At 66.3% G+C, this 23,566-nt stretch carries 21 protein-coding genes; 12 read left to right on the forward strand and 9 right to left on the reverse strand.

Annotated elements, in window-relative coordinates; genetic code table 11:
- Positions 1-2: 2 nt before the first annotated feature.
- Positions 3-740, reverse strand: a complete 738-nt coding sequence (arsH, locus tag ACJ7Z0_RS25500) for an arsenical resistance protein ArsH (protein ID WP_434792059.1) — start codon at positions 738-740, stop codon at positions 3-5.
- Positions 706-1,152 (reverse strand): arsenate reductase (glutaredoxin), encoded by a 447-nt coding sequence (gene arsC, locus ACJ7Z0_RS25505; RefSeq protein WP_434792060.1) that lies wholly within the window; start codon positions 1,150-1,152, stop codon positions 706-708. The genes arsH and arsC overlap by 35 nt, the downstream gene beginning before the upstream one ends.
- Before the next feature lie 29 nt (positions 1,153-1,181).
- On the opposite strand from arsC, the gene ACJ7Z0_RS25510 reads away from it, so the two are divergent.
- The 7 genes from ACJ7Z0_RS25510 (at position 1,182) to ACJ7Z0_RS25540 (ending at position 5,887) form a co-directional block, all read left to right on the forward strand.
- A complete protein-coding gene (locus ACJ7Z0_RS25510) occupies positions 1,182-1,505 on the forward strand; it encodes an ArsR/SmtB family transcription factor (RefSeq protein ID WP_369652403.1) in 324 nt (107 codons plus the stop codon).
- Between the two features lie 13 nt (positions 1,506-1,518).
- Complete coding sequence (locus ACJ7Z0_RS25515; protein ID WP_434792061.1) at positions 1,519-2,010, forward strand: ArsI/CadI family heavy metal resistance metalloenzyme; 492 nt, start codon at positions 1,519-1,521, stop codon at positions 2,008-2,010.
- An 11-nt stretch (positions 2,011-2,021) separates the two neighbouring features.
- Positions 2,022-2,531, forward strand: a complete 510-nt coding sequence (locus ACJ7Z0_RS25520) for an arsenate reductase ArsC (RefSeq protein ID WP_434792062.1) — start codon at positions 2,022-2,024, stop codon at positions 2,529-2,531.
- Positions 2,528-3,022: an arsenate reductase ArsC gene (locus ACJ7Z0_RS25525; protein WP_434792063.1), complete on the forward strand. Its 495-nt coding sequence runs from the start codon at positions 2,528-2,530 to the stop codon at positions 3,020-3,022. The genes ACJ7Z0_RS25520 and ACJ7Z0_RS25525 overlap by 4 nt, the downstream gene beginning before the upstream one ends.
- A 7-nt stretch (positions 3,023-3,029) precedes the next feature.
- Positions 3,030-4,109, forward strand: coding sequence for an ACR3 family arsenite efflux transporter (gene arsB, locus ACJ7Z0_RS25530; RefSeq protein ID WP_434792064.1), 1,080 nt, complete (start codon positions 3,030-3,032; stop codon positions 4,107-4,109).
- Between the two features lie 122 nt (positions 4,110-4,231).
- Entirely contained in the window at positions 4,232-5,020 is a 789-nt protein-coding gene (locus ACJ7Z0_RS25535; protein ID WP_434792065.1) for an exodeoxyribonuclease III, read from the forward strand.
- A 180-nt stretch (positions 5,021-5,200) separates the two neighbouring features.
- Positions 5,201-5,887, forward strand: a complete 687-nt coding sequence (locus ACJ7Z0_RS25540; protein WP_434792066.1) for an EAL domain-containing protein — start codon at positions 5,201-5,203, stop codon at positions 5,885-5,887.
- Positions 5,888-5,918: 31 nt separating this feature from the next.
- Here the strand turns inward: ACJ7Z0_RS25540 and ACJ7Z0_RS25545 are convergent, their stop codons facing one another.
- The 7 genes from ACJ7Z0_RS25545 to ACJ7Z0_RS25575 form a co-directional block, all read right to left on the reverse strand.
- The gene (locus ACJ7Z0_RS25545; RefSeq protein ID WP_434792067.1) at positions 5,919-7,811 is read right to left on the reverse strand and encodes a GspE/PulE family protein; all 1,893 of its coding nucleotides are present in this window, start codon (positions 7,809-7,811) and stop codon (positions 5,919-5,921) included.
- Between the two features lie 135 nt (positions 7,812-7,946).
- The gene (locus tag ACJ7Z0_RS25550) at positions 7,947-11,009 is read right to left on the reverse strand and encodes a sensor domain-containing diguanylate cyclase (protein WP_434792068.1); all 3,063 of its coding nucleotides are present in this window, start codon (positions 11,007-11,009) and stop codon (positions 7,947-7,949) included.
- A 188-nt stretch (positions 11,010-11,197) separates the two neighbouring features.
- Positions 11,198-12,544 (reverse strand): erythromycin esterase family protein, encoded by a 1,347-nt coding sequence (locus tag ACJ7Z0_RS25555; RefSeq protein ID WP_434792069.1) that lies wholly within the window; start codon positions 12,542-12,544, stop codon positions 11,198-11,200.
- A 12-nt stretch (positions 12,545-12,556) separates the two neighbouring features.
- Positions 12,557-13,219, reverse strand: a complete 663-nt coding sequence (locus ACJ7Z0_RS25560) for a phosphoribosyltransferase (RefSeq protein ID WP_434792070.1) — start codon at positions 13,217-13,219, stop codon at positions 12,557-12,559.
- 117 nt (positions 13,220-13,336) lie between these two features.
- A complete protein-coding gene (locus tag ACJ7Z0_RS25565; protein ID WP_434792071.1) occupies positions 13,337-13,675 on the reverse strand; it encodes a hypothetical protein in 339 nt (112 codons plus the stop codon).
- A 31-nt stretch (positions 13,676-13,706) separates the two neighbouring features.
- A complete protein-coding gene (locus ACJ7Z0_RS25570) occupies positions 13,707-14,114 on the reverse strand; it encodes an Hsp20/alpha crystallin family protein (RefSeq protein WP_431122649.1) in 408 nt (135 codons plus the stop codon).
- Positions 14,115-14,154: 40 nt separating this feature from the next.
- A complete protein-coding gene (locus ACJ7Z0_RS25575; protein WP_434792072.1) occupies positions 14,155-14,592 on the reverse strand; it encodes an Hsp20/alpha crystallin family protein in 438 nt (145 codons plus the stop codon).
- 349 nt (positions 14,593-14,941) lie between these two features.
- On the opposite strand from ACJ7Z0_RS25575, the gene ACJ7Z0_RS25580 reads away from it, so the two are divergent.
- From ACJ7Z0_RS25580 to ACJ7Z0_RS25600, 5 genes are all read left to right on the forward strand, one after another.
- Positions 14,942-15,262 (forward strand): hypothetical protein, encoded by a 321-nt coding sequence (locus tag ACJ7Z0_RS25580; protein WP_434792073.1) that lies wholly within the window; start codon positions 14,942-14,944, stop codon positions 15,260-15,262.
- A 199-nt stretch (positions 15,263-15,461) separates the two neighbouring features.
- Complete coding sequence (glgB, locus tag ACJ7Z0_RS25585) at positions 15,462-17,360, forward strand: 1,4-alpha-glucan branching protein GlgB (protein WP_434792074.1); 1,899 nt, start codon at positions 15,462-15,464, stop codon at positions 17,358-17,360.
- Entirely contained in the window at positions 17,357-19,408 is a 2,052-nt protein-coding gene (locus tag ACJ7Z0_RS25590) for an alpha-1,4-glucan--maltose-1-phosphate maltosyltransferase (protein ID WP_434792075.1), read from the forward strand. Before glgB ends, ACJ7Z0_RS25590 begins: the two co-directional genes overlap by 4 nt.
- A gap of 10 nt (positions 19,409-19,418) precedes the next feature.
- The gene (treS, locus tag ACJ7Z0_RS25595; protein ID WP_434792076.1) at positions 19,419-22,751 is read left to right on the forward strand and encodes a maltose alpha-D-glucosyltransferase; all 3,333 of its coding nucleotides are present in this window, start codon (positions 19,419-19,421) and stop codon (positions 22,749-22,751) included.
- 76 nt (positions 22,752-22,827) lie between these two features.
- Complete coding sequence (locus ACJ7Z0_RS25600; protein WP_434792077.1) at positions 22,828-23,565, forward strand: mechanosensitive ion channel family protein; 738 nt, start codon at positions 22,828-22,830, stop codon at positions 23,563-23,565.
- Position 23,566 lies beyond the last annotated feature (1 nt).

Here is a 23,566-nt window from a genome sequence, read left to right on the forward strand (position 1 = left end):
CCTCAGATGGCGCGCTGCTTCACCCGCTTCGAAAGCTGCTCGGCGCTTTCCTTGCGCTCGCTGTAGCGGTCGACGAGGTAGTCGGCCGCATCGCGCGTGAGCAGGGTGAACTTCATGAGTTCTTCCATCACGTCGACCACGCGCTCGTAGTAGGAAGACGGCTTCATCCGGCCGGCTTCGTCGAACTCCAGAAACGCCTTGGCGACGGACGACTGGTTGGGAATGGTCAGCATGCGCATCCAGCGCCCGAGCACGCGCAGCTGGTTCACCGCATTGAACGATTGCGACCCGCCGGACACCTGCATGACTGCCAGCGTCTTGCCCTGCGTCGGCCGCACGGCGCCCACGCTGAGCGGAATCCAATCGATCTGCGTCTTCATGATGCCGGTCATGGCGCCGTGGCGCTCGGGCGAGCACCACACCATGCCCTCGGCCCATTGAGCGAGCGTGCGCAGTTCCTGCACCTTGGGATGGTCGTCCGGTGCGCTGTCCGGCAAGGGCAGGCCGGCGGGATCGAAGATCCGCGTTTCGCCGCCCATGGCCTGCAGCAGCCGCGCGGCCTCTTCGGTCAAGAGGCGGCTGTAGGACCGCTCGCGCAGCGAGCCGTACAGCAGCAGAAAGCGTGGCGCGTGGCGCGAAGGCGCCGCGCTGGCAAGGCGCTCGGGCGAGGGCCGGTCGAACAGCTCGGCATCGATGTTGGGGAGATCAAGCAGGGCGATCGACACGGCGGCCCTCCGCATCGATGACGACTTCGCCGTCTTCCTTGGTGAACGCGCCTTTTTGCGGCGCCGGCAGGATGTCGAGCACCTCTTCGGAGGGGCGGCACAGCCGCGTGCCGATGGGCGTCACCACGATCGGGCGGTTGATGAGGATCGGGTGCGCGAGCATGAAGTCGATCAGCTGCTCGTCCGTCCATTTCGGATCGTCCAGGCCGAGCTCTTCGTACGGCGTGCCCTTCTTGCGCAGTAGTGCGCGCGGCGCCATGGCCATCGCGGCGAGCAGTTCGCGCAGCGTTTCCTTGCTGGGCGGCGTCTTCAGATATTCGATGACCTGCGGCTCTTCGCCGCTGTTGCGGATCATCGCCAGCGTGTTGCGCGAAGTGCCGCATGCCGGGTTGTGAAAGATGGTGATGGAGGAGGTCGGTGATTGCATTCATGCGATTATGCAACTATTATTGAAATATGGAAGAACAAGACATCGTCAAGTCGCTCGCAGCGCTGGCTCAACCCATGCGCCTTCAGGTGTTTCGCGCCTTGGTGGTTGCGGGCCCCGCGGGGCTCACGCCCGGCGCGCTGGTCGATGCGCTTGGTGTGCAGGCCACCAGCCTGTCGTTTCACCTCAAGGAGCTGACCCATTCGGGGTTGGTGACGCAGGAGCGCAGCGGCCGCAACCTGATCTACCGCGCGGCGTTCGGGCAGATGAACGCGCTCATCGGCTACCTGACCGAAAACTGCTGCCAGGGCGAGGCGTGCCTGCCCCAGGCAGCGCAGGCCTGTGCTTGCTGAACAAGGAGCAACCATGAAGCGATTCCATGTGCATCTGAACGTCCAGGATCTGCCGGCGAGCATCGCCTTTTATTCCAGGCTTTTTGCCTCGGAGCCGGCGCGCGTCGAGAGCGACTACGCCAAGTGGATGCTCACCGATCCGCCGGTGAACTTTGCGGTGTCGACCCGCGCCAACTCCCTGGGCATCGACCATCTCGGCCTGCAGGCGGAGAACGAGGAAGAACTCGCGGAGTTGAAGGCTCGCGTTGCTGACGCAGACATCCAGGTGTTCGACGAGGGTGCCGCCACCTGTTGCTACGCCCGCAGCGAAAAGCACTGGATCACCGATCCGCAGGGCATTGCCTGGGAGCACTTCCATACGCTGGGCGACGTGCCGGTGTATGGCGAGAAGCGGGCGGATGCCAGCGAGGAGGCCGCCTGCTGCGCACCGAAGACGCCTCGCGGCCGGGCCGTCGGAATACCGCTCGTTGCAAAGCCGGCCGCGCCGGTTCAAACCCCCTTCTAGGCAAACTCCCCATGGCTCAAAAAATCTACAACGTGCTCTTCGTGTGCACGGGCAACTCCGCGCGGTCGATCATGGCCGAAGGCCTGCTCAACTACATGGGCGCGGGCCGGTTCAAGGCGTATTCGGCGGGCAGTCATCCGTCGGGCAAGGTCAGTCCGCATGCGCTGCGCACGCTCGAAAGACTGCGGCTTTCCGCAGAGGGCTATCGCAGCAAGAACTGGGACGAGTTCGCCAGGCCCGGTGCTCTCGCCATGGACTTTGTGCTGACAGTGTGCGACAAGGCCGCCGGCGAGGTGTGTCCGGTATGGCCCGGCCAGCCCATGACCGCCCATTGGGGTGTGGCCGATCCTGCGGCTTTCGAGGGCTCGGAAGAAGCCGTCGAGCGGCAGTTCATGGATACGGCGCTGACCTTGAAGCGCCGCATCGAGCTGATGCTGGCGTTGCCGATGGAGCGGCTCGACGCCATGGCCATCCAGCACGAGATGCGCGACATCGGCAAGGTCCAGGAGACCGCGCAATGACCGTCAACGTGTTGATCCTGTGCACGCACAACTCGGCCCGCAGCGTGCTGGCCGAAGGCATGCTCAATCACCTGGCGCAAAAGGCGGGGAAGGACGTGCGGGCCTACAGCGCCGGCAGCGCGCCGAGCGGGCGGCTGAATCCTTTCGCGCTCGAGGCGCTTGCCGGCGCCGGCGTGGACGTGTCGCCGTACCGCAGCAAGAGCTGGGACGAATTCGCGGGCGACACAAGCCCGGTGATGCGTATCGTCATCACGGTCTGCGACAGTGCGGCGCAAGAGACCTGCCCCTATTGGCCCGGCAGCCCGGTGAAGGTGCATTGGGGCTACCCCGATCCTTCGAACGCACCCGGTGGCGACGAGGGCAAGCGAGTGGCTTTCGAGCTGACGCGCCAGGCCATTGCCTACCGCCTCGTGCAGCTGCTGGCGCTGCCGCTCGAATCGATGCCCGACACCGAACTCCAGGCGGCGCTGACCGCGATTTCCGAAAGCTGAACCATCCATGAGCTCCCATACCGCCACTGCCGCATCGATCGCGCCGCCCCCCGCCATCGGCTTCTTCGAACGCTACCTCACGATCTGGGTCGCGCTGTGCATCGTGGCCGGCATTGCGCTCGGCCAGTGGCTGCCGGGCTTGTTCCGCGGCATCGCGTCGCTGGAGGTGGCCAAGGTCAACGTGCCGGTGGGCGTGCTCATCTGGGTGATGATCATCCCGATGCTGCTGAAGATCGACTTCGCGGCGCTCGGCCAGGTCAAGGCGCATTGGCGCGGCATCGGTGTCACGCTTTTCATCAACTGGGCGGTGAAGCCTTTCTCGATGGCGCTGCTGGGCTGGATTTTCATTCGCCACGTGTTCGCTCCGATGCTGCCGCCGGCGCAGCTCGATAGCTACATCGCGGGCCTCATCCTGCTGGCCGCCGCGCCTTGCACGGCGATGGTGTTCGTCTGGAGCCAGCTGTGCAAGGGCGATCCGTACTTCACGCTGTCGCAGGTGGCGCTCAACGACGCGATCATGGTGGTGGCCTTCGCGCCCGTGGTCGCGCTGCTGCTCGGACTCTCGTCGATCACGGTGCCGTGGGACACGCTGCTGACGTCAGTGGGCCTGTACATCGTGGTGCCGGTGATCATTGCGCAGTTGCTGCGCAAGCATCTGCTGAAGAAGGGCGTGGCGCACTTCCAGGCGGTTGCGGCGCGGCTGGGGCCGTGGTCGATCTCTGCGCTGCTGCTCACGCTGGTGCTGCTCTTCGCCTTCCAGGGCGAGGCCATCCTGCGGCAGCCGCTGGTGATTGCGCTGCTCGCGGTGCCCATCCTGATCCAGGTGTTCCTGAACTCGGGCCTGGCCTATGTGCTCAACCGCAAGCTGGGCGTGGCGCATTGCGTGGCCGGCCCGTCGGCACTCATCGGCGCCAGCAACTTCTTCGAGCTTGCGGTGGCCACGGCCATCAGCCTGTTCGGCTTCCAGTCGGGCGCCGCGCTGGCCACGGTGGTGGGAGTGCTGATCGAAGTGCCTGTGATGCTGCTGGTGGTCGCGGTGGTCAACCGGTCGCAGGGCTGGTACGAAAAGGGCGCGAAGACGGCCTGACGACGGGGGCAGGTGATCGGCAGGGGGCGCCGCCGGGCTCCCCGCAGTGCATGTTCTCCGACATGGCCGGGGCGGCTTCAGGGCCATGATCCGGAATCCGGTTCTTCTTCGGTGCAGGGTTCATGAAGATCGCGACCTTCAACGTCAACGGCGTCAACGGCCGGTTGCCGCGCCTCCTGGAGTGGCTGGCCGAGTCCCGCCCCGACGTCGCGTGCCTGCAGGAACTCAAGGCGCCCGACATGGGCTTTCCCGCGGCCGCGATCCGCGACGCGGGCTACGGCGTGGTGTTCCATGGGCAGCGCTCCTGGAACGGCGTGGCCATCCTGGCGCGCGGAAGCGAGCCGATCGAAACCGGCCGCGGCCTCGACGGCAATTCTGAAGACAGCCAGAGCCGGTATATCGAAGCCGTGGTCAACGGCGTGATCGTCGGTTGCCTGTACCTGCCCAACGGCAACCCGCAGCCCGGCCCCAAGTTCGACTACAAGCTGGAGTGGTTCGAGCGGCTGAACGCCCATGCAGGGCGCCTCTTCAATTGCGGCATGCCGGCCGTGCTGGCCGGCGACTTCAACGTGGTGCCCACCGACGCCGATATTTACAACCCGGCCTCATGGCGCGACGATGCGTTGCTGCAGCCCGAAAGCCGTGCCGCCTTCGCGCGGCTGCTCGAGCAGGGGTGGACCGACGCCATCCGCGCCCGGCATCCGGGCGAGGCGGTCTACACCTATTGGGATTACTGGCGAAACCGGTGGCCGCGCAACGCAGGGTTGCGCATCGACCATCTGCTGCTGAACGACGAACTCGCGCCCCTGCTGGTCGATGCGAACGTGGACCGCGAGGTGCGCGGCCGCCCCGGGGCAAGCGATCACGCGCCGGCGTGGGTCGAACTGGCGCTGCCCGCGGGCTGGGCTTGAGCGCGGAAAATTGGAAACTGCGGCGGAAAAACCACGGTTAACCGGAGTGGTGACAGACAGGTTACATTTGAAGACTGTGCACTATTCAATTACTTGGCCTATTCCTGAGGATCCATTCCAGTGATTACCGGAGCAACGGCCGATGCCAGCTTTTCCCGAGGTTTCGACGCCGGGTTTGTCATGGCTTTTCAGCCCATCGTGGACTTCGAGCGGCGGGAAGTCTTTGCGCACGAGGCGCTGGTGCGGGGCGCTGCGGGAGAGGGCGCCCAGGAAGTCTTCTCGCGCGTGAACCCGCAGCACCGGTTCGCGTTTCATGAGGCTTGCCGCGTCAAGGCCATTGAAACGGCGTCCGAGCTGGGCATGCAATCGAAGCTCAGCCTCAACATCATGCCCAACGACGTGGCCGGGCCGACAGAGTGCTTTCATACGGCCATGGCGGCCGCCGAGCGCTGCAACTTTCCGGTCCACCGCCTGATGTTCGAGATCACCGAAGGCGAACGCGTGGCCGACCTGCCGGCATTGGCGGCCGCCTTTCGCACCTACAAGGGCTACGGCTTCACGTCGGCCATCGACGACTTCGGCGCCGCCTATGCGGGCTTCGAACTGCTTGCGGGATTCCAGCCCGACGTGGTGAAGATCGACATGGGCCTGGTGCGCAACATTCACAACGACCCGGTCCGGCTCAGCATCGTGCGGGGTTTTGTCGGCACCTGTCTGGAGCTGGGCATCCGCGCCGTGGCGGAAGGCGTCGAGTCTTCCGACGAAGTGCACGCGCTCCAGTCGCTGGGCGTGGAACTGTTCCAGGGATTCCTGTTCGCTCGGCCCGCCATCGCCACGCTGCCGCCGGTTGCGTGGGACGCCGCCTGAGGCGGAGGCACCCGCGCCCTCGGGCGCCGACTCACATGTTGCTGGTCGCGCGGACCTCTTCGATGCTGGTCTTGCCCGCAAGAACCTTGTCGATGCCGTCCTGGCGCAGGGTGCGCATGCCCTCCTGCATGGCGGCGTCTTGCAGTTCCTCGGCGCGGGCGCCGTTCTGGACCAGGCGGCGCAGCGTCCTGGAGATCACCATCAGTTCGTGAATGCCGACGCGCCCGTTGAAACCGGTGCTGTCGCAGTGCGGGCATCCGGTGCTCGTGAAGGCTTGCAGCTGCCCGTCGCGGCCATACTGGCCGAGCCAGTGCTTGTGTACCGTCTCGCGCTCGGCCTGCATGGCATCGTGCGCGGCGAATGAATGCATGTAGTCGGCCAGCAGTTCCTCGACTTCGTCGGGGCGCATGGGGCGGCTCTGGATGCAATGGGTGCAGAGGCGGCGCACCAGCCGCTGCGCCAATACCGCCAGCAGCGAATCCGCAAAATTGAACGGGTCCATGCCCATGTCCAGCAGCCGCGTCACGGTTTCGGGCGCGCTGTTGGTGTGCAGCGTCGACAGCACGAGGTGGCCGGTGAGCGAGGCCTCGATGGCCGTCTTGGCGGTTTCCTCGTCGCGGATTTCGCCGACCATGATCACGTCGGGATCGGCGCGCACGAAAGCCCGCAGCGCCTTGGCAAAGGTCCAGTCGATGCGTGGATTGACCTGGACCTGGCGCAGGCCGGGCTGGGTGATTTCGACCGGGTCCTCGGCCGTCCAGATCTTTCGCTCGGGCGTGTTGATGTGCATCAGCGCCGAGTGCAGGGTGGTGGTCTTGCCCGAGCCCGTGGGGCCCACGCAAAGCACCATGCCGTAGGGGCGTTCGACCGCCTTCGTGAACTGCGCGAGGTTGTGCTGCGAGAGCCCGAGCTTGTCCAGCGCAATGGGTTGCGCCGAGGCCAGGATCCGCATCACCACGTCTTCGAGGCCGTTGGCCGTGGGAATGGTGGCCACGCGCAGCTCGATGCGGTGCTGCGGCGAATACTTGGCGAAATTGATCTTGCCGTCCTGCGGCTTGCGCCTTTCGCTGATGTCCAGGTCGCACATGATCTTGATGCGCGCCACCACCACGTTGCGGTAGGTGGCCGGCAGCTCCAGGTGGGTGTGCAGCCGCCCGTCGCGGCGGAACCGGATGCGGGTCTTCTCCTGGCCCGGATAGCTTTCGATGTGGATGTCCGACGCGCCTTCGCGGTGCGCGTCGATGATCATGCTGTTGATCATCCGCACCAGCGAGTTGTCCGACTGTTCGATGGGCGCCTCTTCGACCATGGGAACGCGCTCTTCCTTCTCGAGGGTCACCAGCAGTTCGCTGCTGGTACCTGCCGTGTCGAATTCGAGCGGCCGCGAGGGGTCGTGGACGATGGTGGGGTCGGTGCTCTCGCTGCCGAGCTTTCCGTAGGCCTTGTAGAGCACGGTGTCCAGCACCAGGCATTCCCCGATCACCGGCACCACCTTCAACTGCGTGATGAACTCCACCTCGTCGATGGCCGCATGCCGGCTGGCCGGATCGTCGAGCGCAAGAATGAGGCGCCCCTCGTGGATCATGAGCGGCATGACCTGCAGGCGCCGCGCCGCGCCGTGGGTGATGGTTCGCAAGGCGTTCACCGCCACCGGGAACACATGCAGGTTCACGAGCGGATAGCCCATCTTGCGCACCAGCGCCGACTGCAGCTGGGCGCGGGTGACCACGCCCATGCGCACCAGCGTTTCGCCGAGCGGCACGCTGCGGTCGAGCTTCTGCTGCTCCAGGCCCGCGCGCAACTGTTCTTCGGTGAGGACGCCGAGCGCCATCAGTGCCTGGCCGATGCGCAGGATCGGCATGTGGCTTTGAACCTCCAGCGCATGCAGCAATTGCTCGGGCGTGACGACTTCGGTGGGGGACATGAATGGATCTCCAGTGGAGTGATTCTGCTGGGGCCGGCGGGGCTTGTCAGCAAAGGAACGGCGCCGGCTCCGCGCGGGCGCAATTCGGCACTACGAAAGTTCTCAAATGAAGATGGCCCGGTCGATGCGGGCGCATCAATCCGAAAACCCGAAGGTGTTGCGGCCCGCCGACTTGGCGCGGTAGAGCGCTGCGTCGGCGCGCGCCAGCAGGTCGGCGTCGGTGATGGCGGCGTCGGTGACGGCGGCTTCGGTGGGCTGGTGGAACGCAATGCCGATGCTGGTCGTGACCCTGAGGCTCTGGCCGTCGAGCTCGAAGGCCGAGGTGCCGATCTGCTGGACGATTTTCCGCGCCACGGCCACGGCGGCTTCGCGCGTGTGCACGTTTTCCAGCACCACCACGAACTCGTCGCCGGCCAGGCGCGCGACCATGTCGGTGCTTCGCACGCTGGCCAGCAGGCGCTTTGCGTATTCCACCAACACGCCGTCGCCGGTCGCATGGCCGAAGGTGTCGTTGATGGTCTTGAAATGGTCGACGTCCAGAAACAGCACCGCCAGCGCGTTGCCCGAGCGCTGGGCGCGGGCCAGGGCGCTGGGCAGGTACTCGTTGAAGGCGAGCCGGTTCGACAAGCCCGTGAGCGGGTCGAGCCGGGCCAGGTCGATCAACTGGCGCTCCACCGCCTTCAAGGCGCTGATGTCCAGGCTGAGCGAGAAGATTCCGCGCGTGACGCCGTCGGGGCCGATGTCGGGCACGTAGCTCACGCGGGTCGTGCGGTCGAAGTCCTTCGTCCGGGTCTTGGCCTCGAACTCAACACGCTCGCCGGCCAGCGCACGCGCGATCATGGGCTTGCGCGAAAGATACAGTTCTTCGCCCGCCACCTCGCTCACATGGCGGCCCAGCAGCCGGGCGGGGTCCACGCCCATCCACTCCCGGTACGTGGCGTTGGCAAAGGTGATCTTTTCGTCGCGGTCGATGTAGGTGATGAGTGCCGGCAGGTTGTCGGTGATGGTGCGCAGGCGCATCTCGCTTTCGGCCTGGCGCAGCTCCGCCTGCTTCAGCGCGGTGATGTTGAAGGTCATGAGATAGAAGCCGACGAAGTTTCCCTCGGCGTCCATGTCTGGAATCAGGTTGACCTGGAAATAGCCGGTCTTTCCGTAGAGCGGCGCCTGGACCGGAAAGCGCACCGACTTGCCCTCGCGCACCAGCGGAAGGTAGGGCCGCTGCTGCCGGTACACCGCCTTGCCCACCGCCTTGCGCAGGGTCACGCCGTCGAGCGGGCCGTCGCCCAGGCCCGCCATGCGCCGCGCGCGGCTGTTGGCGAACAGGCAGTTCTCGTTGCTGTCGAAGTAGCCCACCAGCGCCGGAATGCTGTCGGTCACGTCGCGCAGCCGCTTTTCCTGCGCGGTGAGGGCCTTGCGTATGTTCACCTCGTCGGTGACGTCGAAGGTCATGGCGAACACGCCCTGCACCACGCCGTTCGCGTCCTGGTCGGGAATGTAGTGGGCCTTGAAGGTCCGCTCGCCGATGCCCAGCGCCGCATCGCCGGCTTTCTCGATGACCACCGTTTCGCCGGCCAGCGCGCGCTCGTAGGCCGGAGCCACGATCGCGAAATCGGCCGGGCCACGCACCTCGGGCATCGACCGGCCGACCATCGCGCGCTCTCTGTGCAGCGCCATGACCTGTGCATTGACGAAGGTGTATTTGAGCGACGCATCGACGTGCGACACCAGCGCAGGAATGTTGTCCGCGATGATGCGCACCTGCGCTTCGCTGTGCGCCAGGCTGAATTCGATGCGCTTGCGCTCCGTCACGTCGGAGGTCATGGCGTAGTAGCCGCGAACCTGTCCGGCCTTGTCGAGATCGGGAATGAGTTCGGTCTGGAAGTAGCGGTCTTGCTCGCCACGTCTCGCATCGCCTCGCCTCTCGAAACTGACGGCCTCGCCGGCCAGCACGCGCTCGACGGCGGCCTTCATGGCCGCGTCGTCTTCGCCGAAGCTTTGAGCCTCCCGCCCGATCAGCTGGGCCGCCCCGCGGTCGAGCTTTTTGCAGAGCGGCGCGTTCACGAAGGTGTAGCGGCCTTGCGCATCGACGTGCGACACCATCGCGGGCAGGTTGTCGGTGATGTCGCGCAGGAACTTCTCGCTCGACTTGCGCTGCCACATCAGCGTGTCGAAGGTGCGCGCAATGTCGCCGATCTCGTCGCGCGGATAGGTGCGCGGCCCCGCCGTTTCGAGGGCCGGGTTGTCCACGTCGAGCATGTGCCGGTGCAGGTGCGTGAGCGGCCTGAGCTGCCGGCGCACGAGGCCCAGTGCGGCGGCGCCCGCGACCATTGCGAGCACCACCGCCCCGATCCATGCCGAACGCTCGATGGCGTCGACCCGGGCGAAGGCTTCCCTGCTGGGATACATGGACCCCATGACCCAGTTGGTCTCGCGCAGCCGCTTGAAGGCATACAGCCCGTGCACGCCCGCATGGTTGACGCCCTCGGCCGCGCCTTCGTAGCCTTCCATCGGACGTTCGATCTCGGGGTTGCCGACACCCTTCAGGCCCGTCTGGTTGATGACGCGTTCCGTGCGCGGGTGGTCGATCACGCCACCTTCGGTGCTGGTGATGAACAGGTAGCCGCTCTGGCCGAATTTCACTTCGGCAAGCTCGCCCAGGATGTTCCGTTCCTTCAGGTTGATGGCACCCGAGATCACGTACTTCACATCGCCCGCGGGGTCGAGCACCGGCGCGGTCAGGGCGATCTGCGCCAGGCCGGTGAGCCGGTTCAGATACGGTTCGGAGATGACGCTGGCCTTGGCGGCGAGCGTCTGCTGGAAGTAGGGCCGGTCCTTGATGTTCACCCTGCCGGGCTGCTGCGCACCGCTGAGGCTCGCGATCAGATCGCCGTCGGCCGTAAAGAATGCGACGTTGCTGAAGGCCTTCCGAAGCGACGGGTGCTTTTCGACAAAAGCCTGCAGCGTTGCCGCATCCGGGAAGTCGTTGGTCTTCACGCTGTCGGCAAAGGTTTCGAGCAGGATGCGCCGGCTGACGAACTTTTGATCTACCGTATTTGCAATGGCCGACAGCCGCGCGAAGGCTTCGTTTTCGATCGAGGCCTTCATGCTCTTCTTCACCAGCTGCAATGCCACGGTGGCAATGGCGAAGGTGGCCGCCAGGACCACAGCGGCCACACCGAGACTGAGGCGTGTGTTCAAGCTGATGTGGATATTCCTGAGACCTGATGAGTTCATTGGGGTGGAAAAAGCATCGCGATGCGGCCTGCTGCATACCGAGTGTGTCAGAAGCGAGGAGCAGGGTACCTCGCGCAATCCCCCATGACTCGTGGGTTGGCCCACGGCGTCGCGATCGCCCGGCTTTCCGCTTTCTTTTTTTCAGGCTGCCGCTACTTGCCGGACGGATAGGTTTCCGGAACCTCGGCATCCGATGCCGCCGCGTCGCGCTCCAGCGGCTCGACCGCCCGGGTCCGGTCGAAATGCAGCAACGCATCGAACTGCACCGGCAGGCGGGCGAAGAAATAGTGGCTCTGCCGTTCGGTCTCGGGGCGGTAGATGACGCCGATGGCGCGCTCCAGCCGCCGTTCCCGCAGCGCGAAGAAGTGGCTTCCTTCGCCGCGCAGGGGCAGTATGAAGCGTTCGAGTCCGGTCTCGTGCATGAGGCCTTCGTAGCTGTCGGGCCGCGAAGGAAGAACCTGCTTGCGCTCGGCGGCCGCACCCCAGTCGGAAGCCGCCATCACGGTGCCGGTGTGGGTGGTGAAGCCCACGAGCACCGCGTCGCGGCCCTGGCGCTCGCGCACCAGCTGGCCCACGTTGAGCTCGCCGCGCTGCTCGCCCATGTCGGTGGCGCGCGCATCGCCCAGGTGCGAGTTGTGCGCCCACACCACGATCTTCGGGCGCTCGCTGCCACGCCACAGGTGGCGCTCGAGCTCGCCCAGCGTCTCGGCCATGTGCCGGTCGCGCAGGTTCCACGACGACACGTCGTCGAGGTACATCGAGCGGTAGTACGCCTCGGCGTTCTTCACCAGGCGCGCGTTCTGCTCGGCGTCGAAGGCGGCTTCCTCGTCGGCCGCAATGCCGCCGCGCCATGCGGTGGCCGAAGCGCGGCGCATCTCGACCAGCATATCGATCACTTCCTGCCGGCAGGAGGCCGTGTTGCCGAGCCCGGCCATGAGCCCGTAGACCTGCCCGCCATCGCCGAAGCGGTCGAAGCAGGCGTAGCGTTCGCGCGCGCTCTGCGCGGTGTCCGGATCGGTCCGCTCGAAGTAGGCGAGCACCGCCTCGATCGAGGCATGCAGGCTGTACAGGTCCAGCCCGTAGAAGCCGGTCTTTCCCTGCGCCGGGCCGGCCTCGTTGAAGGCGCGCTGCCACTCGATGAAGCCCGCTACGTCTTCGTTGCGCCACATCCAGGTCGGAAAGCGCCGGAAGCCCGCCAGCGCATCGCGCGCGCTGGCGTCTTCGCTGTCGCCGCGGACGTAGCGGTTGACGCGATAGGTATCGGGCCAGTCGCCCTCGATCGCCACGGCGTTGAATCCCTTTTCGGCCAGCAGGCGGCGCGTGATGTCTGCGCGCGCCGCATAGAACTCGTGCGTGCCGTGCGAGGCTTCGCCGAGCAGCACGTAGTGCGCATCGCCGATCAGGTCGAGCAGGGCGTCGTGGTCGCCCGAGGAGCCGTCCATCGGGTGGGCCGCGAGGCGCAATGCCTCGGTTTCCTTCGAAATGCGTGATGGCTGCATCGTTCGTTGTCCTCAAGAGAGCGGGCTGTGGCGGCGCGCGTTGTGAAGCAGGCGGCACACTTCCTCGTCGCTGGTCTGCGAGAAATCCAGGTACCAGCGGCCCACTCCCAGAAAGGGGTCCGGCATCTCGGCGCAGACGACCTCGTCGGCTTCGCTGCGCAGGAGCTCGCAGGCTTCGGGCGCCGCCACGGGTGCGGCCACCACGACGCGGGCGGGCGCCTGCCGGCGCACCGCGCGCACGGCGACGCGCATGGTCGAACCGGTGGCGAGTCCGTCGTCCACCAGGATCACGGTGCGGCCGCGCAGATCGGGCGCGGGCCGCCCGCCGCGGTACACGTGTTCGCGCCGTTCGAGCTCGTACGCTTCGTTGCTTGCGACTTCCTCGACGTCCCTGGTGGAGATGCCGAGCTCGCGCACCAGCATGTCGTCGATGAGCCGCTCGCCGCCGCTGGCAATGGCGCCCATGGCAAATTCAGGATTCCACGGCACGCCGAGCTTGCGCACCACCAGCACGTCGAGCGGGGCGTGGAGCGCCTTGGCCACCTCGTACGCCACCGGCATGCCGCCGCGCGGCAAGGCAAGCACCGTCACGTCTGGGCGGCCGGCCAGGCTGGCCAACCGCCTGGCCAGCGCGCGACCCGCGTACTTGCGATCGCGAAAAGATTCGAAAGCCATTTCGATGTCCTTGCGCCCACCTTATTTTTGCGGGCGCACGGACGTTGTGGGGCCGATGCGCAGATCGGCGTAGGCATGCGCTGCCACGGGGAGCAGCACGCCGCGCGCGCCGGATCGTCAGGCGCCGGATTGCCTGGGTTCCGACGACGCGTGCCGCCCGGCCCGCCATGCGTCGACGATCAGCGCGCGCGCCTTCGGGTGCTCCGGGTCGGTCACCACCCATTCGGGATACGCATGCGGAAGGCTGGCGGCGGTGACGCGTATCGCATCGAACTCAACCGGCGACAGCGGTGCCGCCGCGCTGGCGCGGTGCGTCAGCGTCTTGCGCAGGCCCGCCTTCCACGCATCCGGCAGGTGTTCGACGGCGGGCAGGAGCGCGAGCGCAATGTGCGCGGCGCGCGGGCTCAGGGCTGCGGCGTCGGCGCGCAAGCGCGCCAGGCGTTCGGTACCGCTCATCTTTCACCTCCGGAGCGCATGTGCATTTCAATCAGGACGCCTGGATCTCGATGCGCCGCGGCTGGGCGTGCTGGGCCTTGGGAATGCGCAGCTTCAGCACGCCCTGCTTGAGCTCCGCCGAGATGGCGCCCGTGTCCAGCTCCTTGCTCAGCGTGAACACGCGGCGGAAGCGGCCCAGGCCCACTTCAGTGTGGCTCGATTCGAGACCCTCGGGCACCGACAGGTCGGACTCCGCCTCGATGGTGAGCGTGTCCGAAGCCACGTGCAGGCCGAGCTTGTCGCGCGAGACGCCCGGCAGGTCGGCATAGAGCGTGATGCCGCCGCTGTCCTCGATCACGTCCACCGGGGGCGTGAGCGCTGCGTCGCTGTAGCGCGTGGCGTCCTCCTTGCGGGCGAGCTGCGCCCGTTCGGCAACGCGAGGCGATGTGTTGGTGGTCATGGTTGTCTCTCCTTTCAAATTTGCCTCGGCTCTTTTCGTTTCACTGAACGGCAATGCGGCGCGGCTGCGACGAAGCGCGGCGCTGCACCGAGATGTGCAGCACGCCGTCGCGGCACTTGGCCGTCACCGCCTCGGGGTCGGCGTCGTCGGGCAGGGTCAGCACCCTGCGGAACTGGCCCTCGAAGCGCTCGTTGATGTGGACCGCCGCCTTCTCGTCCTCTTGCGGGAGCGCGTTTTCGCGCTTTCCGGCGATGGTGAGAAGACCGCGCTCCAGGTTGACTTCGAGGCTCGACGGGTCGACACCGGGCGCGAACGCGTAGATCTCCACCGATTGCGGCGTGCCGCCGATGTTCAAGGCGGGAAAGCCGCTCTGGCCGAAGCCACGGATGGTGGGTGACAGATCGAAGGCCTGCTGCATCTCGCGTTGCAGGCGATCCATTTCGGCGAGCATGTCGCGCGGGAACAGGGATCGGTACATGGCGAAAACCTCCATTCAAGACAAAAGTTGAACGGAGCGCCGGAGGCGTCTCCAGCGCTTCCGATGAGCGAAATAGGCGCTGCCGGCGCTTTTTCAAGAGGTTTTTTTGGAGCCCGATGCCACAGGCGCGCATGCCGGACATGGATTGCAGCAATTTTTACGTGCGCGCGGCCACGATTCCCGCCCCTCTCGAGGCGCGCAAGGCGCATCCTCTTGAATACGCGCGGAAATCCATGCCGCCGGGTGGATGGGTCCGCGCTGAATTCGAGCTGCAATGCAAGCGCTCAAGAGATCAGGAGACGATCAGGAGACGATCAGGAGACGATCAGGAGACGATCAGGAGACAGCCATGGACTTCGAAGGGATTTACTGCTTTGACACGGCGACCGTCCGCTTTGCAATCTACCCCGATGGCCGCGATGGCGCGCGGATCATCGCGCAGATTTCAGAGGAAACCCTGCACGATGTGTTCGGCACCAGGGATCTGGGCGACCGCCTGCTGGATACATGCAAGACGCACTTCATGGCTCTCAGCGTCGCCGCGCTCCGGCGCCACCGGGCCGACCCGAAAGCGCCCATCTGCCTGACGATCGACGACTTCTCGCCGCGCGCCTTGCCAAAGTCCGCCAACGATCATGACGCCACGTCGGGGGCGCCGGTTGCCGCGTAAGTAGAAATGCTGCGCCTCGCGCGTGGGTCTTCCAGATCCAGGTTGCGGGATGGGCAACTCTCCGACACCGCAAGGCGGCTTCAGCCGTAACCGCCGGGCCCGGATTTTTTGCAAATTGGGCGGTCAGGTCTTGTGAAAGCCGAAAGCGTGCCCCGTTGGGCACCCGGTTCGCTGGCCTTCATGCAAGCAAGGAACACCGGTGCCAGTGAACCAGCCGCCAAGAACGCCAGAAGCACAAGACGCCTACCTGTTCCGGGAGGGAACCCATTCCCGCTTGTACGACCTGCTCGGCTGTCACCCGGGGAAGGAAGGGGGCGCGCATTTCGCGGTCTGGGCACCGAATGCGGAGTCGGTGGCGGTGGTGGGTGACTGGAACTACTGGTCGGGCGAAGCCGACCCGCTTTCGCCGTCGCCGGACGGCACGGGCATCTGGCAAGGCCATGTTCCCCAAGCGGCGCTGGGCCAAGCCTACAAATACCGCATTCGATCCCGCCTGGGCGGCTACGTGGTCGACAAGGCCGACCCCTTCGCGTTCTGCAGCGAGCTGCCGCCCGCCACGGGCTCGCGCATCTGCGAACTTTCCTACGAATGGCAGGACCACGAATGGATGGCCACGCGCGGCGCGCGCAATGCGCTGGACGCGCCCACGTCGGTCTACGAGGTGCACCTGGGCTCATGGCGCCGCCGCGATGGCCAGTTCATGGGCTACCGCGAGATCGCTCACGAACTCGCGGCCTACGTGAAGCAGATGGGCTTCACGCATGTCGAACTCATGCCCGTGACCGAGCATCCGTTCTACGGTTCCTGGGGCTACCAGACCACCGGCTACTTTGCGCCCACCGCGCGCTTCGGTTCGCCGCAGGACTTCATGTACCTGGTCGACCACCTGCACCAGAACGACATCGGAGTGCTGCTGGACTGGGTGCCTTCGCACTTTCCGACCGACGAGCACGGCCTGGCGTATTTCGATGGCACGCATCTCTACGAGCACGCCGATCCGCGCCAGGGCTTTCACCCGGAGTGGAACTCGAGCATCTTCAACTATGGCCGTTCGGAGGTGCGCAGCTTCCTCGTGTCGTCGGGCCTGTTCTGGCTCGACCGGTACCACCTGGACGGCCTGCGCGTCGATGCCGTGGCGTCGATGCTGTACCTGGACTATGCCCGCAACCACGGCGAATGGATTCCCAACCGCCACGGCGGCCGCGAGAACCTGGAGGCGATCGATTTCCTGCAGACGCTGAACCGCGCCGTGTACCGCGAGCATCCCGACACCATCACCGTGGCCGAGGAGTCGACCGCGTGGCCGCGCGTCTCGCGGCCGACCGACATGGACGGCCTGGGCTTCGGCGAGAAATGGAACATGGGCTGGATGCACGACGTGCTCGCCTACATGGAGGAAGAGCCCATCCATCGCAAGTACCACCACCACAAGATGACGTTCTCGCTGGTCTATGCGTTCCACGAGAACTTCGTGCTGCCGCTCTCGCACGACGAGGTGGTCCACGGCAAGGGCTCGCTGCTGGGCAAGATGCCCGGCGACCCCTGGCAGCAGTTCGCGAACCTGCGCGCGCTGTTCGGTTTCATGTGGGCGCACCCGGGCAAGAAGCTGCTCTTCATGGGCGGCGAGTTCGGGCAGCGGCGCGAGTGGACGCACGACGGCGAACTCGAATGGTGGGTGTGCGACCTGGAAGGGCACTCGGGCCTGCAGCGGCTGGTGGCGCAGCTCAACCGCGTGTACCGCGGCGCGCCCGCGCTCTACCAGCAGGACTTCACCGCCTCGGGCTTCGAGTGGATCACGGCGGACGATGCCGAACGCAGCGTGTTCGCCTTCGTGCGCAAGGGGCGCGACGGCCATCCGCCGCTGCTGGTGGTCAGCAACATGACGCCGGTGCCGCGCACCAACTACCTCTTGGGCGTGCCGCAGGGCGGCTTCTGGCACGAACTCATCAACACCGATGCCGTGGAGTTTGGCGGTTCGGGCTGGGGCAACCTGGGCGGCGTCGAGTCCGCGCCCGTGCGTTCGCATGGCCGCATGCAGTCGGTGTCCATGACCCTGCCGCCTCTTTCCACGCTGATCCTGGAACACCGGCCATCATGAAAAAACTGTTCGCAAATTCAGAGACGCCCACGGCTTCGAGAATGCCCGACGTGCGCGACGGCAACCGGCGCGCGGTCATCGACGCCATCCTGCCTTCGGTGGACAACGGCCGCTTTCCGGTCAAGTGCGTGGTGGGAGAGCAGGTGCGTGTGAAGGCGCATTGCTTCACCGACGGCCACGATGTGCTGCGCGTGCAGCTGTGCTGGCGTCCGCACGACAAGGCCGAGTTCCGCGAGGTGCCGATGAAGCTGCTCGTCAACGACGTGTGGGAGGGCGCCTTCTCGCCGCCCGCGCTCGGGCGCTACTACTACACCGCGGTGGCGTGGGTCGATCCCTTCGAATCGTGGCGCTCCGAGATGGCACGCCGCGTCGAGGCCGACGACGTGCGCATTGCATCACAGGTGGGCGCATTGGAAGTGGCCGCGGCCGCCGAGCGGGCAGAGGGCGCCGACCGGCAGGCGCTGGCCCGCTGGGCCACCGAGCTCGATGCCGTGGCGGCCCACCCGTCATCGGAGGTGTCGACCCTCAAGGCGCTGGCGCTCGACGAAGAGCTGGCCACGCTGGCGCGCCGCCATCCCGACCGGCGGCACGAGGTGCGCTTTTCGGTCGAGCTGCCGCTGGAGGCCGAGCGCGAGCGCGCGCGCTTCAGCACCTGGTACGAGCTGTTTCCTCGCTCGGCAGGCACCACGCCCGGCGTACACGGCACCTTCAAGGACGTGGAGACGCGGCTGCCCGCCATCGCGGCCATGGGCTTCGACGTGCTCTACTTTCCGCCGATCCACCCCGTTGGCCGCGTGCAGCGCAAGGGGCCCAACAACGCACTGGCCAGCGGACCCGACGACGTGGGGAGCCCCTGGGCCATCGGCGCGGCCGAAGGAGGGCACAAGGCGATCCTTCCGGCACTTGGCACGGCAGAAGATTTTCGCCGTCTCTACGCGCAGGCCGCGGCGCACGGGCTCGAGATCGCGCTGGACATCGCGTTCCAGTGCGCGCCCGATCATCCCTACGTGAAGGCGCATCCCGACTGGTTCCGCTGGCGGCCCGACGGCAGCGTTCAGTACGCCGAGAACCCGCCCAAGAAGTACCAGGACATCTATCCCTTCAATTTCGAGAGCGAAGACTGGCGCGGCCTGTGGGCCGAGCTGCGCAGCGTCATCGAGCACTGGATAGGCGAGGGCGTGCGCATCTTCCGGGTCGACAACCCGCACACCAAGGCCTTTCCGTTCTGGGAATGGGCCATCGGCGAAATCCGGCGCGAGCACCCGGAGGCGATCTTTCTTGCCGAGGCCTTCACGCGGCCCAAGGTGATGCACCGGCTGGCCAAGCTGGGCTTCTCGCAGTCCTACACCTACTTCACCTGGCGCAACACCAAGCAGGAGCTCATCGAATATTTCACCGAGCTTTCCACCTCGCCCGGCGTCGACTATTTCAGGCCCAACGTGTGGCCGAACACGCCCGACATCCTGCACGAGCAGCTGCAGGGCGGGGAGCCCTCTGTGTTCATGTCGCGGCTGGTGCTTGCCGCCACGCTGTCCGCCAACTACGGCATCTACGGCCCGGCCTACGAGTTGCGCGAGCACCTGCCACGCTCGCCCGGCAGCGAGGAATACCTGGACTCTGAAAAATACCAGTTGCGCCACTGGAACCACGACGACCCGGCCAGCCTGGCGCCGTTCATCGCCCGCGTGAACCGCATCCGCCGCGAGAACCCGGCACTGCAATGGGACCGCAGCCTGCGCTTTTTGCCCATCGACAACGAGCAGCTGCTGGCCTACGCCAAGACTTCGGAGGGCGGCGACAACGTGATCGTCACGGTGGTCAACCTCGACCCCTACAACGTGCAGTCGGGCTGGGTGGAGCTCGATCCCAAGAGCGTGGGCGTGGACCCCCTGCGTGCATTCCAGATGCACGACCTGCTGAGCGGGCAGCGCTTCACCTGGGAAGGCGGGCGGCACTACATCCGGCTCGACCCACACAGCGTGCCCGCGCACATCTTCGTCGTCAGGCGCCGCCACGGCGACGAACGCGACTTCGACTACTTCCTGTGAGGCCGCGCCCATGAACGCCCCCGTATCCCACATTGCGCTTGAAACGGTCGAGATCGACATCAGCGACGATCCGCTGTGGTACCGCGACGCGGTCATCTACCAGCTCAACGTCAAGGCGTTCTTCGACTCGAACAACGACGGCATGGGCGACTTCAAGGGCGTGACGGCCAAGCTCGACTACGTGAAGGAACTGGGCGTCAACACCATCTGGCTGATGCCGTTCTATCCCTCGCCGCTGCGCGACGACGGCTACGACATTGCGGCCTATGAAGACGTGAACCCGCAGTACGGCACGCTCGACGACTTTCGCGAGATGCTCGACGCCGCGCACGAGCGCGGGCTGCGCGTGATCACCGAGCTGGTCATCAACCACACCTCGAGCGACCACCCCTGGTTCCAGGCTGCGCGCCGCGCGCCGGCGGGCTCGCCCGAGCGCGACTTCTACGTGTGGAGCGACACCGACCAGATCTACCAGGGCACGCGCATCATCTTCACCGACACGGAGACCTCGAACTGGGCCTGGGACCCGGTGGCCAAGGCCTACTACTGGCACCGCTTCTTCAGCCACCAGCCGGACCTGAACTTCGACAACCCGGCCGTGCTGGAGGCCATCTTCAAGGTGATGCGCTTCTGGCTCGACATGGGCGTGGACGGCTTCCGCCTGGACGCCATTCCCTACCTGGTGGAGCGCGACGGCACCAGCAACGAGAACCTGCCCGAGACCCACGCGGTGATCAAGAAGGTGCGTGCCGCCATCGATGCGCAGTACAAGAACCGCTTTCTGCTGGCCGAAGCCAACATGTGGCCGGAGGACGTGCGCGAATACTTCGGCGATGGCGACGAGTGCCACATGGCGTACCACTTTCCGCTGATGCCGCGCATGTACATGGCCATTGCGCAGGAAGACCGGCACCCCATCGTCGAGATCATGCAGCAGACGCCGGACATTCCCGAGGGCTGCCAGTGGGCGATTTTTCTGCGCAACCACGACGAGCTCACGCTCGAGATGGTGACCAGCAAGGAGCGCGACTACATGTACACCATGTATGCCGCCGACATGCGCGCGCGCATCAACCTGGGCATCCGCCGGCGCCTGGCGCCGCTGATGGAAAACGACATCGACCGCGTGAAGCTCATGAACGGCATGCTGCTGTCGATGCCGGGCTCGCCCATCATCTACTACGGCGACGAGATCGGCATGGGCGACAACGTGTTCGTGGGCGACCGCAACGGCGTGCGCACGCCCATGCAGTGGAGCCCCGACCGCAACGCCGGCTTCTCGCGCGCCGACCCGCAGCGCCTGTACCTGCAGCCCATCATGGACCCGATGTTCGGCTACGAGGCGCTCAACGTGGAGGCGCAGGCGCGCGACAGCAGCTCGCTGCTCAACTGGACCAAGCGCATGCTGGCGGTTCGCAAGACCAGCCATGCCTTCGGCCGCGGCAAGCGCCGCTTCCTGAAGCCGGGCAACCGCAAGATCCTGGCCTACCTGAGCGAATACGGCGACGACATCATCCTGACGGTGTTCAACCTCTCGCGCGCCGCGCAGCCGGTGGAGCTCGACCTCTCGGCCTTCAAGGGCCGCGTGCCCATCGAGATGCTGGGCCGCGCGCCGTTTCCGCCCATCGGCGAACTGCCGTACCTGCTCACGCTGGCCTCGTACGGCTTCTACTGGTTCCGGCTCACGTCCGACGCCGAGATGCCCAGCTGGCACCAGGAGGGCGTGGCGCTCCAGGAGTGGCCCACGCTGGTGCTGTTCGACGGCTGGACCAGCTTCTTCCGCGACCGCGTGATGCCGTGGCGCATCGGCATGTCGGAGCGCATGCGCAACCAGTTCGAACTGGAGACGCTGCCGCGCCACATCGAGATCCAGCGCTGGTATGCATCGAAGGGCACCACCATCGAACGCGCTCGGCTGGCCGACCACGTGATCTGGGAAGCGGGCCCGCTGAGCTGGATGCTGCCCCTGCTCGAACTCGACGGTCCGCCCGGCGGCGCCACCTATTTCATGCCGCTGGCGCTGGCCTGGGAAGAGCGCGACGAAGAGCGCATGGCCGGTGTCGCGCAGGCGGCGCTCGCCAAGGTGCGGCAGCAGGCGCAGGTCGGCCTGATGGGCGATGCGTTCTACGACGAGGCTTTTTGCCGCGCGCTGTTGCAGGCGATCCGCAGCGGCATGGAACTGGAAACCGCGAACGGGCGGATGCGGTTCCGCGCGACGGCCGCCTTTGCCGCGATCGACCCCGACATCGCGAGCCTGCCGGTCGGGCGGCCGAGCGGCGTGAGCAGCAACACCGTGGTCACGCTCGACGAAACCCTGTTCCTCAAGGGCTACCGGCACCTGCGCGAAGGCCTCAACCCCGAGCTCGAAATGGGCCGCTTCCTGACCGAGGTGGCAAGGTACCCGCACTGCGTGCCGGTGCTGGGCGCGCTCGAATACACCGGCAACGACGGCCGCACCATGACGCTGGCGATGGTGCAGTCGTATGTGTCCAACCAGGGCGACGGCTGGGACCACACGCTGGGCTACCTGGAGCGCTTCCTGCGCGACTTTGCCACCACCAGCGGCGCGCTGCCGGACCCCATCGCGGCCCACGGCGGCTTCCTCGCGCTCATGGCCACGCTGGGCCGGCGCACCGCCGAGCTGCACCAGGCGCTGGCAATACGCACCGGCGCGGCGGCGTTCGACCCCGAGCCGCTGCTGGCCGACGACATCGCGCGCTACACGGCGCAGGCCCGCGCCGATGCCACCGCCACGCTGGCGCTGCTGCGCGAAAGGCTGGGCCAGCTGCCCGCGGCGGCGCAACCCGATGCCGAGGCCCTGCTTGCCATGGAAGACGCGCTGCAGGCGTCGGTCGATGCGCGCAAGCCGCAAGCACAGGGCGGCATCAAGAGCCGCTACCACGGCGATTTCCATCTGGGCCAGGTGCTGCTGCGCGACAACGATTTCGTCATCATCGATTTCGAGGGCGAGCCGGCCCGCGGCTTCGACGAACGCCGGGCCAAGGGCTCGCCGCTGCGCGACGTGGCCGGCATGCTGCGCTCGTTCAACTACGCGCGCTGGTCGGCCCTCAGGCGCGTGGCGCAAAGCGCGGAAGAGGCCGCCTATCTGGCGCCCCCCGCCGCCGGCTGGGAGCAGGCCGCGCGCCAGGCCTTCATGGACGGCTACACGGAAGCGTTTGGCACGGAGGGCGGCGCGGCGCGCATCGACTCCGAACTGCTCGCGCTGTTCGAGCTCGAGAAGGCGCTGTACGAGCTTCGCTACGAGCTCAACAACCGCGCCGACTGGGCGCAGGTGCCCTTGAACGGCGTGCTCGCGATCCTGCAGGCCGAGCGGCCCGGTTGATGCTTGCATCGCATCTGCCGCTTTCGTCCGCCACCGCAACCGCACTCGCAACCGCAATCACGCACCGGAGAGAAACATGGACAGATTTGGCATTCACCTGGAGCCGCTGAACGCAATGCTCTACCAGGTTGGAGCCTTCGTGCCCCGCCTGGCCATTGCGCTGGTCGTGGTGCTGGCCGGCTGGCTCATCGCCAAGACGGTGCGTTTTGCGGTGACCAAGGCGCTGCGCGCCATCAATTTCAACGTGCTGACCGAGCGCGCCGGGCTGGACAACTTCCTGCGCCAGGGCGGATGGCCCGGCGACACCAGCAGCCTGTTCGGCGTGCTGGCCTACTGGCTGGTCATTCTTGCGGCGCTGCTGATAGCGTTCAACGGCCTGGGCCTGAGCTACATTGCCGACCTGCTCGGGCGCGTGGTGTGGTTCGTGCCGAATCTCTTCGTGGCCTTGCTGGTGCTGGCCTTCGGCTCGTACTTCGCCCGCTTCGTGGGCGAGGCGGTGTCGAGCTACTTTCGCGGCGCCCAGCTGCGCGATGCCGTGCTGCTGGGGCAGGTCGCGCGTTATGCGGTCATGGCCTTCGTGATCCTGATTGCGCTCGACCAGGTCAAGGTGGGTGGCGACATCGTGCGCGAAAGCTTCCTGGTGGTGCTGGCCGGCGTGGTGTTTGCGTTGGCGCTGGCCTTCGGCCTGGCGGGCAAGGACTGGGCGGCGGAGCAGATCGAACGCTGGTGGCCGCGTCAGCCGAAGGACAGCAGCCTGCCCAGGGATCACAGTCCGCCGAGGAGCAGCCCGCACGACGATCGCCCGCCGCGCTGAT

The sequence above is a fragment of the Variovorax palleresanus genome, assembly GCF_051144945.1.
GTDB lineage: Bacteria > Pseudomonadota > Gammaproteobacteria > Burkholderiales > Burkholderiaceae_C > Variovorax > Variovorax paradoxus_S.

Bases quoted from the DNA above. Each gene is read 5' to 3' on its own strand.
- arsH (WP_434792059.1), bottom strand. From the start codon at position 740: ATGCGGAGGGCCGCCGTGTCGATCGCCCTGCTTGATCTCCCCAACATC.
- arsC (WP_434792060.1), bottom strand. From the start codon at position 1,152: ATGCAATCACCGACCTCCTCCATCACCATCTTTCACAACCCGGCATGC.
- ACJ7Z0_RS25510 (WP_369652403.1), top strand. From the start codon at position 1,182: ATGGAAGAACAAGACATCGTCAAGTCGCTCGCAGCGCTGGCTCAACCC.
- ACJ7Z0_RS25515 (WP_434792061.1), top strand. From the start codon at position 1,519: ATGAAGCGATTCCATGTGCATCTGAACGTCCAGGATCTGCCGGCGAGC.
- ACJ7Z0_RS25520 (WP_434792062.1), top strand. From the start codon at position 2,022: ATGGCTCAAAAAATCTACAACGTGCTCTTCGTGTGCACGGGCAACTCC.
- ACJ7Z0_RS25525 (WP_434792063.1), top strand. From the start codon at position 2,528: ATGACCGTCAACGTGTTGATCCTGTGCACGCACAACTCGGCCCGCAGC.
- arsB (WP_434792064.1), top strand. From the start codon at position 3,030: ATGAGCTCCCATACCGCCACTGCCGCATCGATCGCGCCGCCCCCCGCC.
- ACJ7Z0_RS25535 (WP_434792065.1), top strand. From the start codon at position 4,232: ATGAAGATCGCGACCTTCAACGTCAACGGCGTCAACGGCCGGTTGCCG.
- ACJ7Z0_RS25540 (WP_434792066.1), top strand. From the start codon at position 5,201: ATGGCTTTTCAGCCCATCGTGGACTTCGAGCGGCGGGAAGTCTTTGCG.
- ACJ7Z0_RS25545 (WP_434792067.1), bottom strand. From the start codon at position 7,811: ATGTCCCCCACCGAAGTCGTCACGCCCGAGCAATTGCTGCATGCGCTG.
- ACJ7Z0_RS25555 (WP_434792069.1), bottom strand. From the start codon at position 12,544: ATGCAGCCATCACGCATTTCGAAGGAAACCGAGGCATTGCGCCTCGCG.
- ACJ7Z0_RS25560 (WP_434792070.1), bottom strand. From the start codon at position 13,219: ATGGCTTTCGAATCTTTTCGCGATCGCAAGTACGCGGGTCGCGCGCTG.
- ACJ7Z0_RS25565 (WP_434792071.1), bottom strand. From the start codon at position 13,675: ATGAGCGGTACCGAACGCCTGGCGCGCTTGCGCGCCGACGCCGCAGCC.
- ACJ7Z0_RS25570 (WP_431122649.1), bottom strand. From the start codon at position 14,114: ATGACCACCAACACATCGCCTCGCGTTGCCGAACGGGCGCAGCTCGCC.
- ACJ7Z0_RS25575 (WP_434792072.1), bottom strand. From the start codon at position 14,592: ATGTACCGATCCCTGTTCCCGCGCGACATGCTCGCCGAAATGGATCGC.
- ACJ7Z0_RS25580 (WP_434792073.1), top strand. From the start codon at position 14,942: ATGGACTTCGAAGGGATTTACTGCTTTGACACGGCGACCGTCCGCTTT.
- ACJ7Z0_RS25590 (WP_434792075.1), top strand. From the start codon at position 17,357: ATGAAAAAACTGTTCGCAAATTCAGAGACGCCCACGGCTTCGAGAATG.
- treS (WP_434792076.1), top strand. From the start codon at position 19,419: ATGAACGCCCCCGTATCCCACATTGCGCTTGAAACGGTCGAGATCGAC.
- ACJ7Z0_RS25600 (WP_434792077.1), top strand. From the start codon at position 22,828: ATGGACAGATTTGGCATTCACCTGGAGCCGCTGAACGCAATGCTCTAC.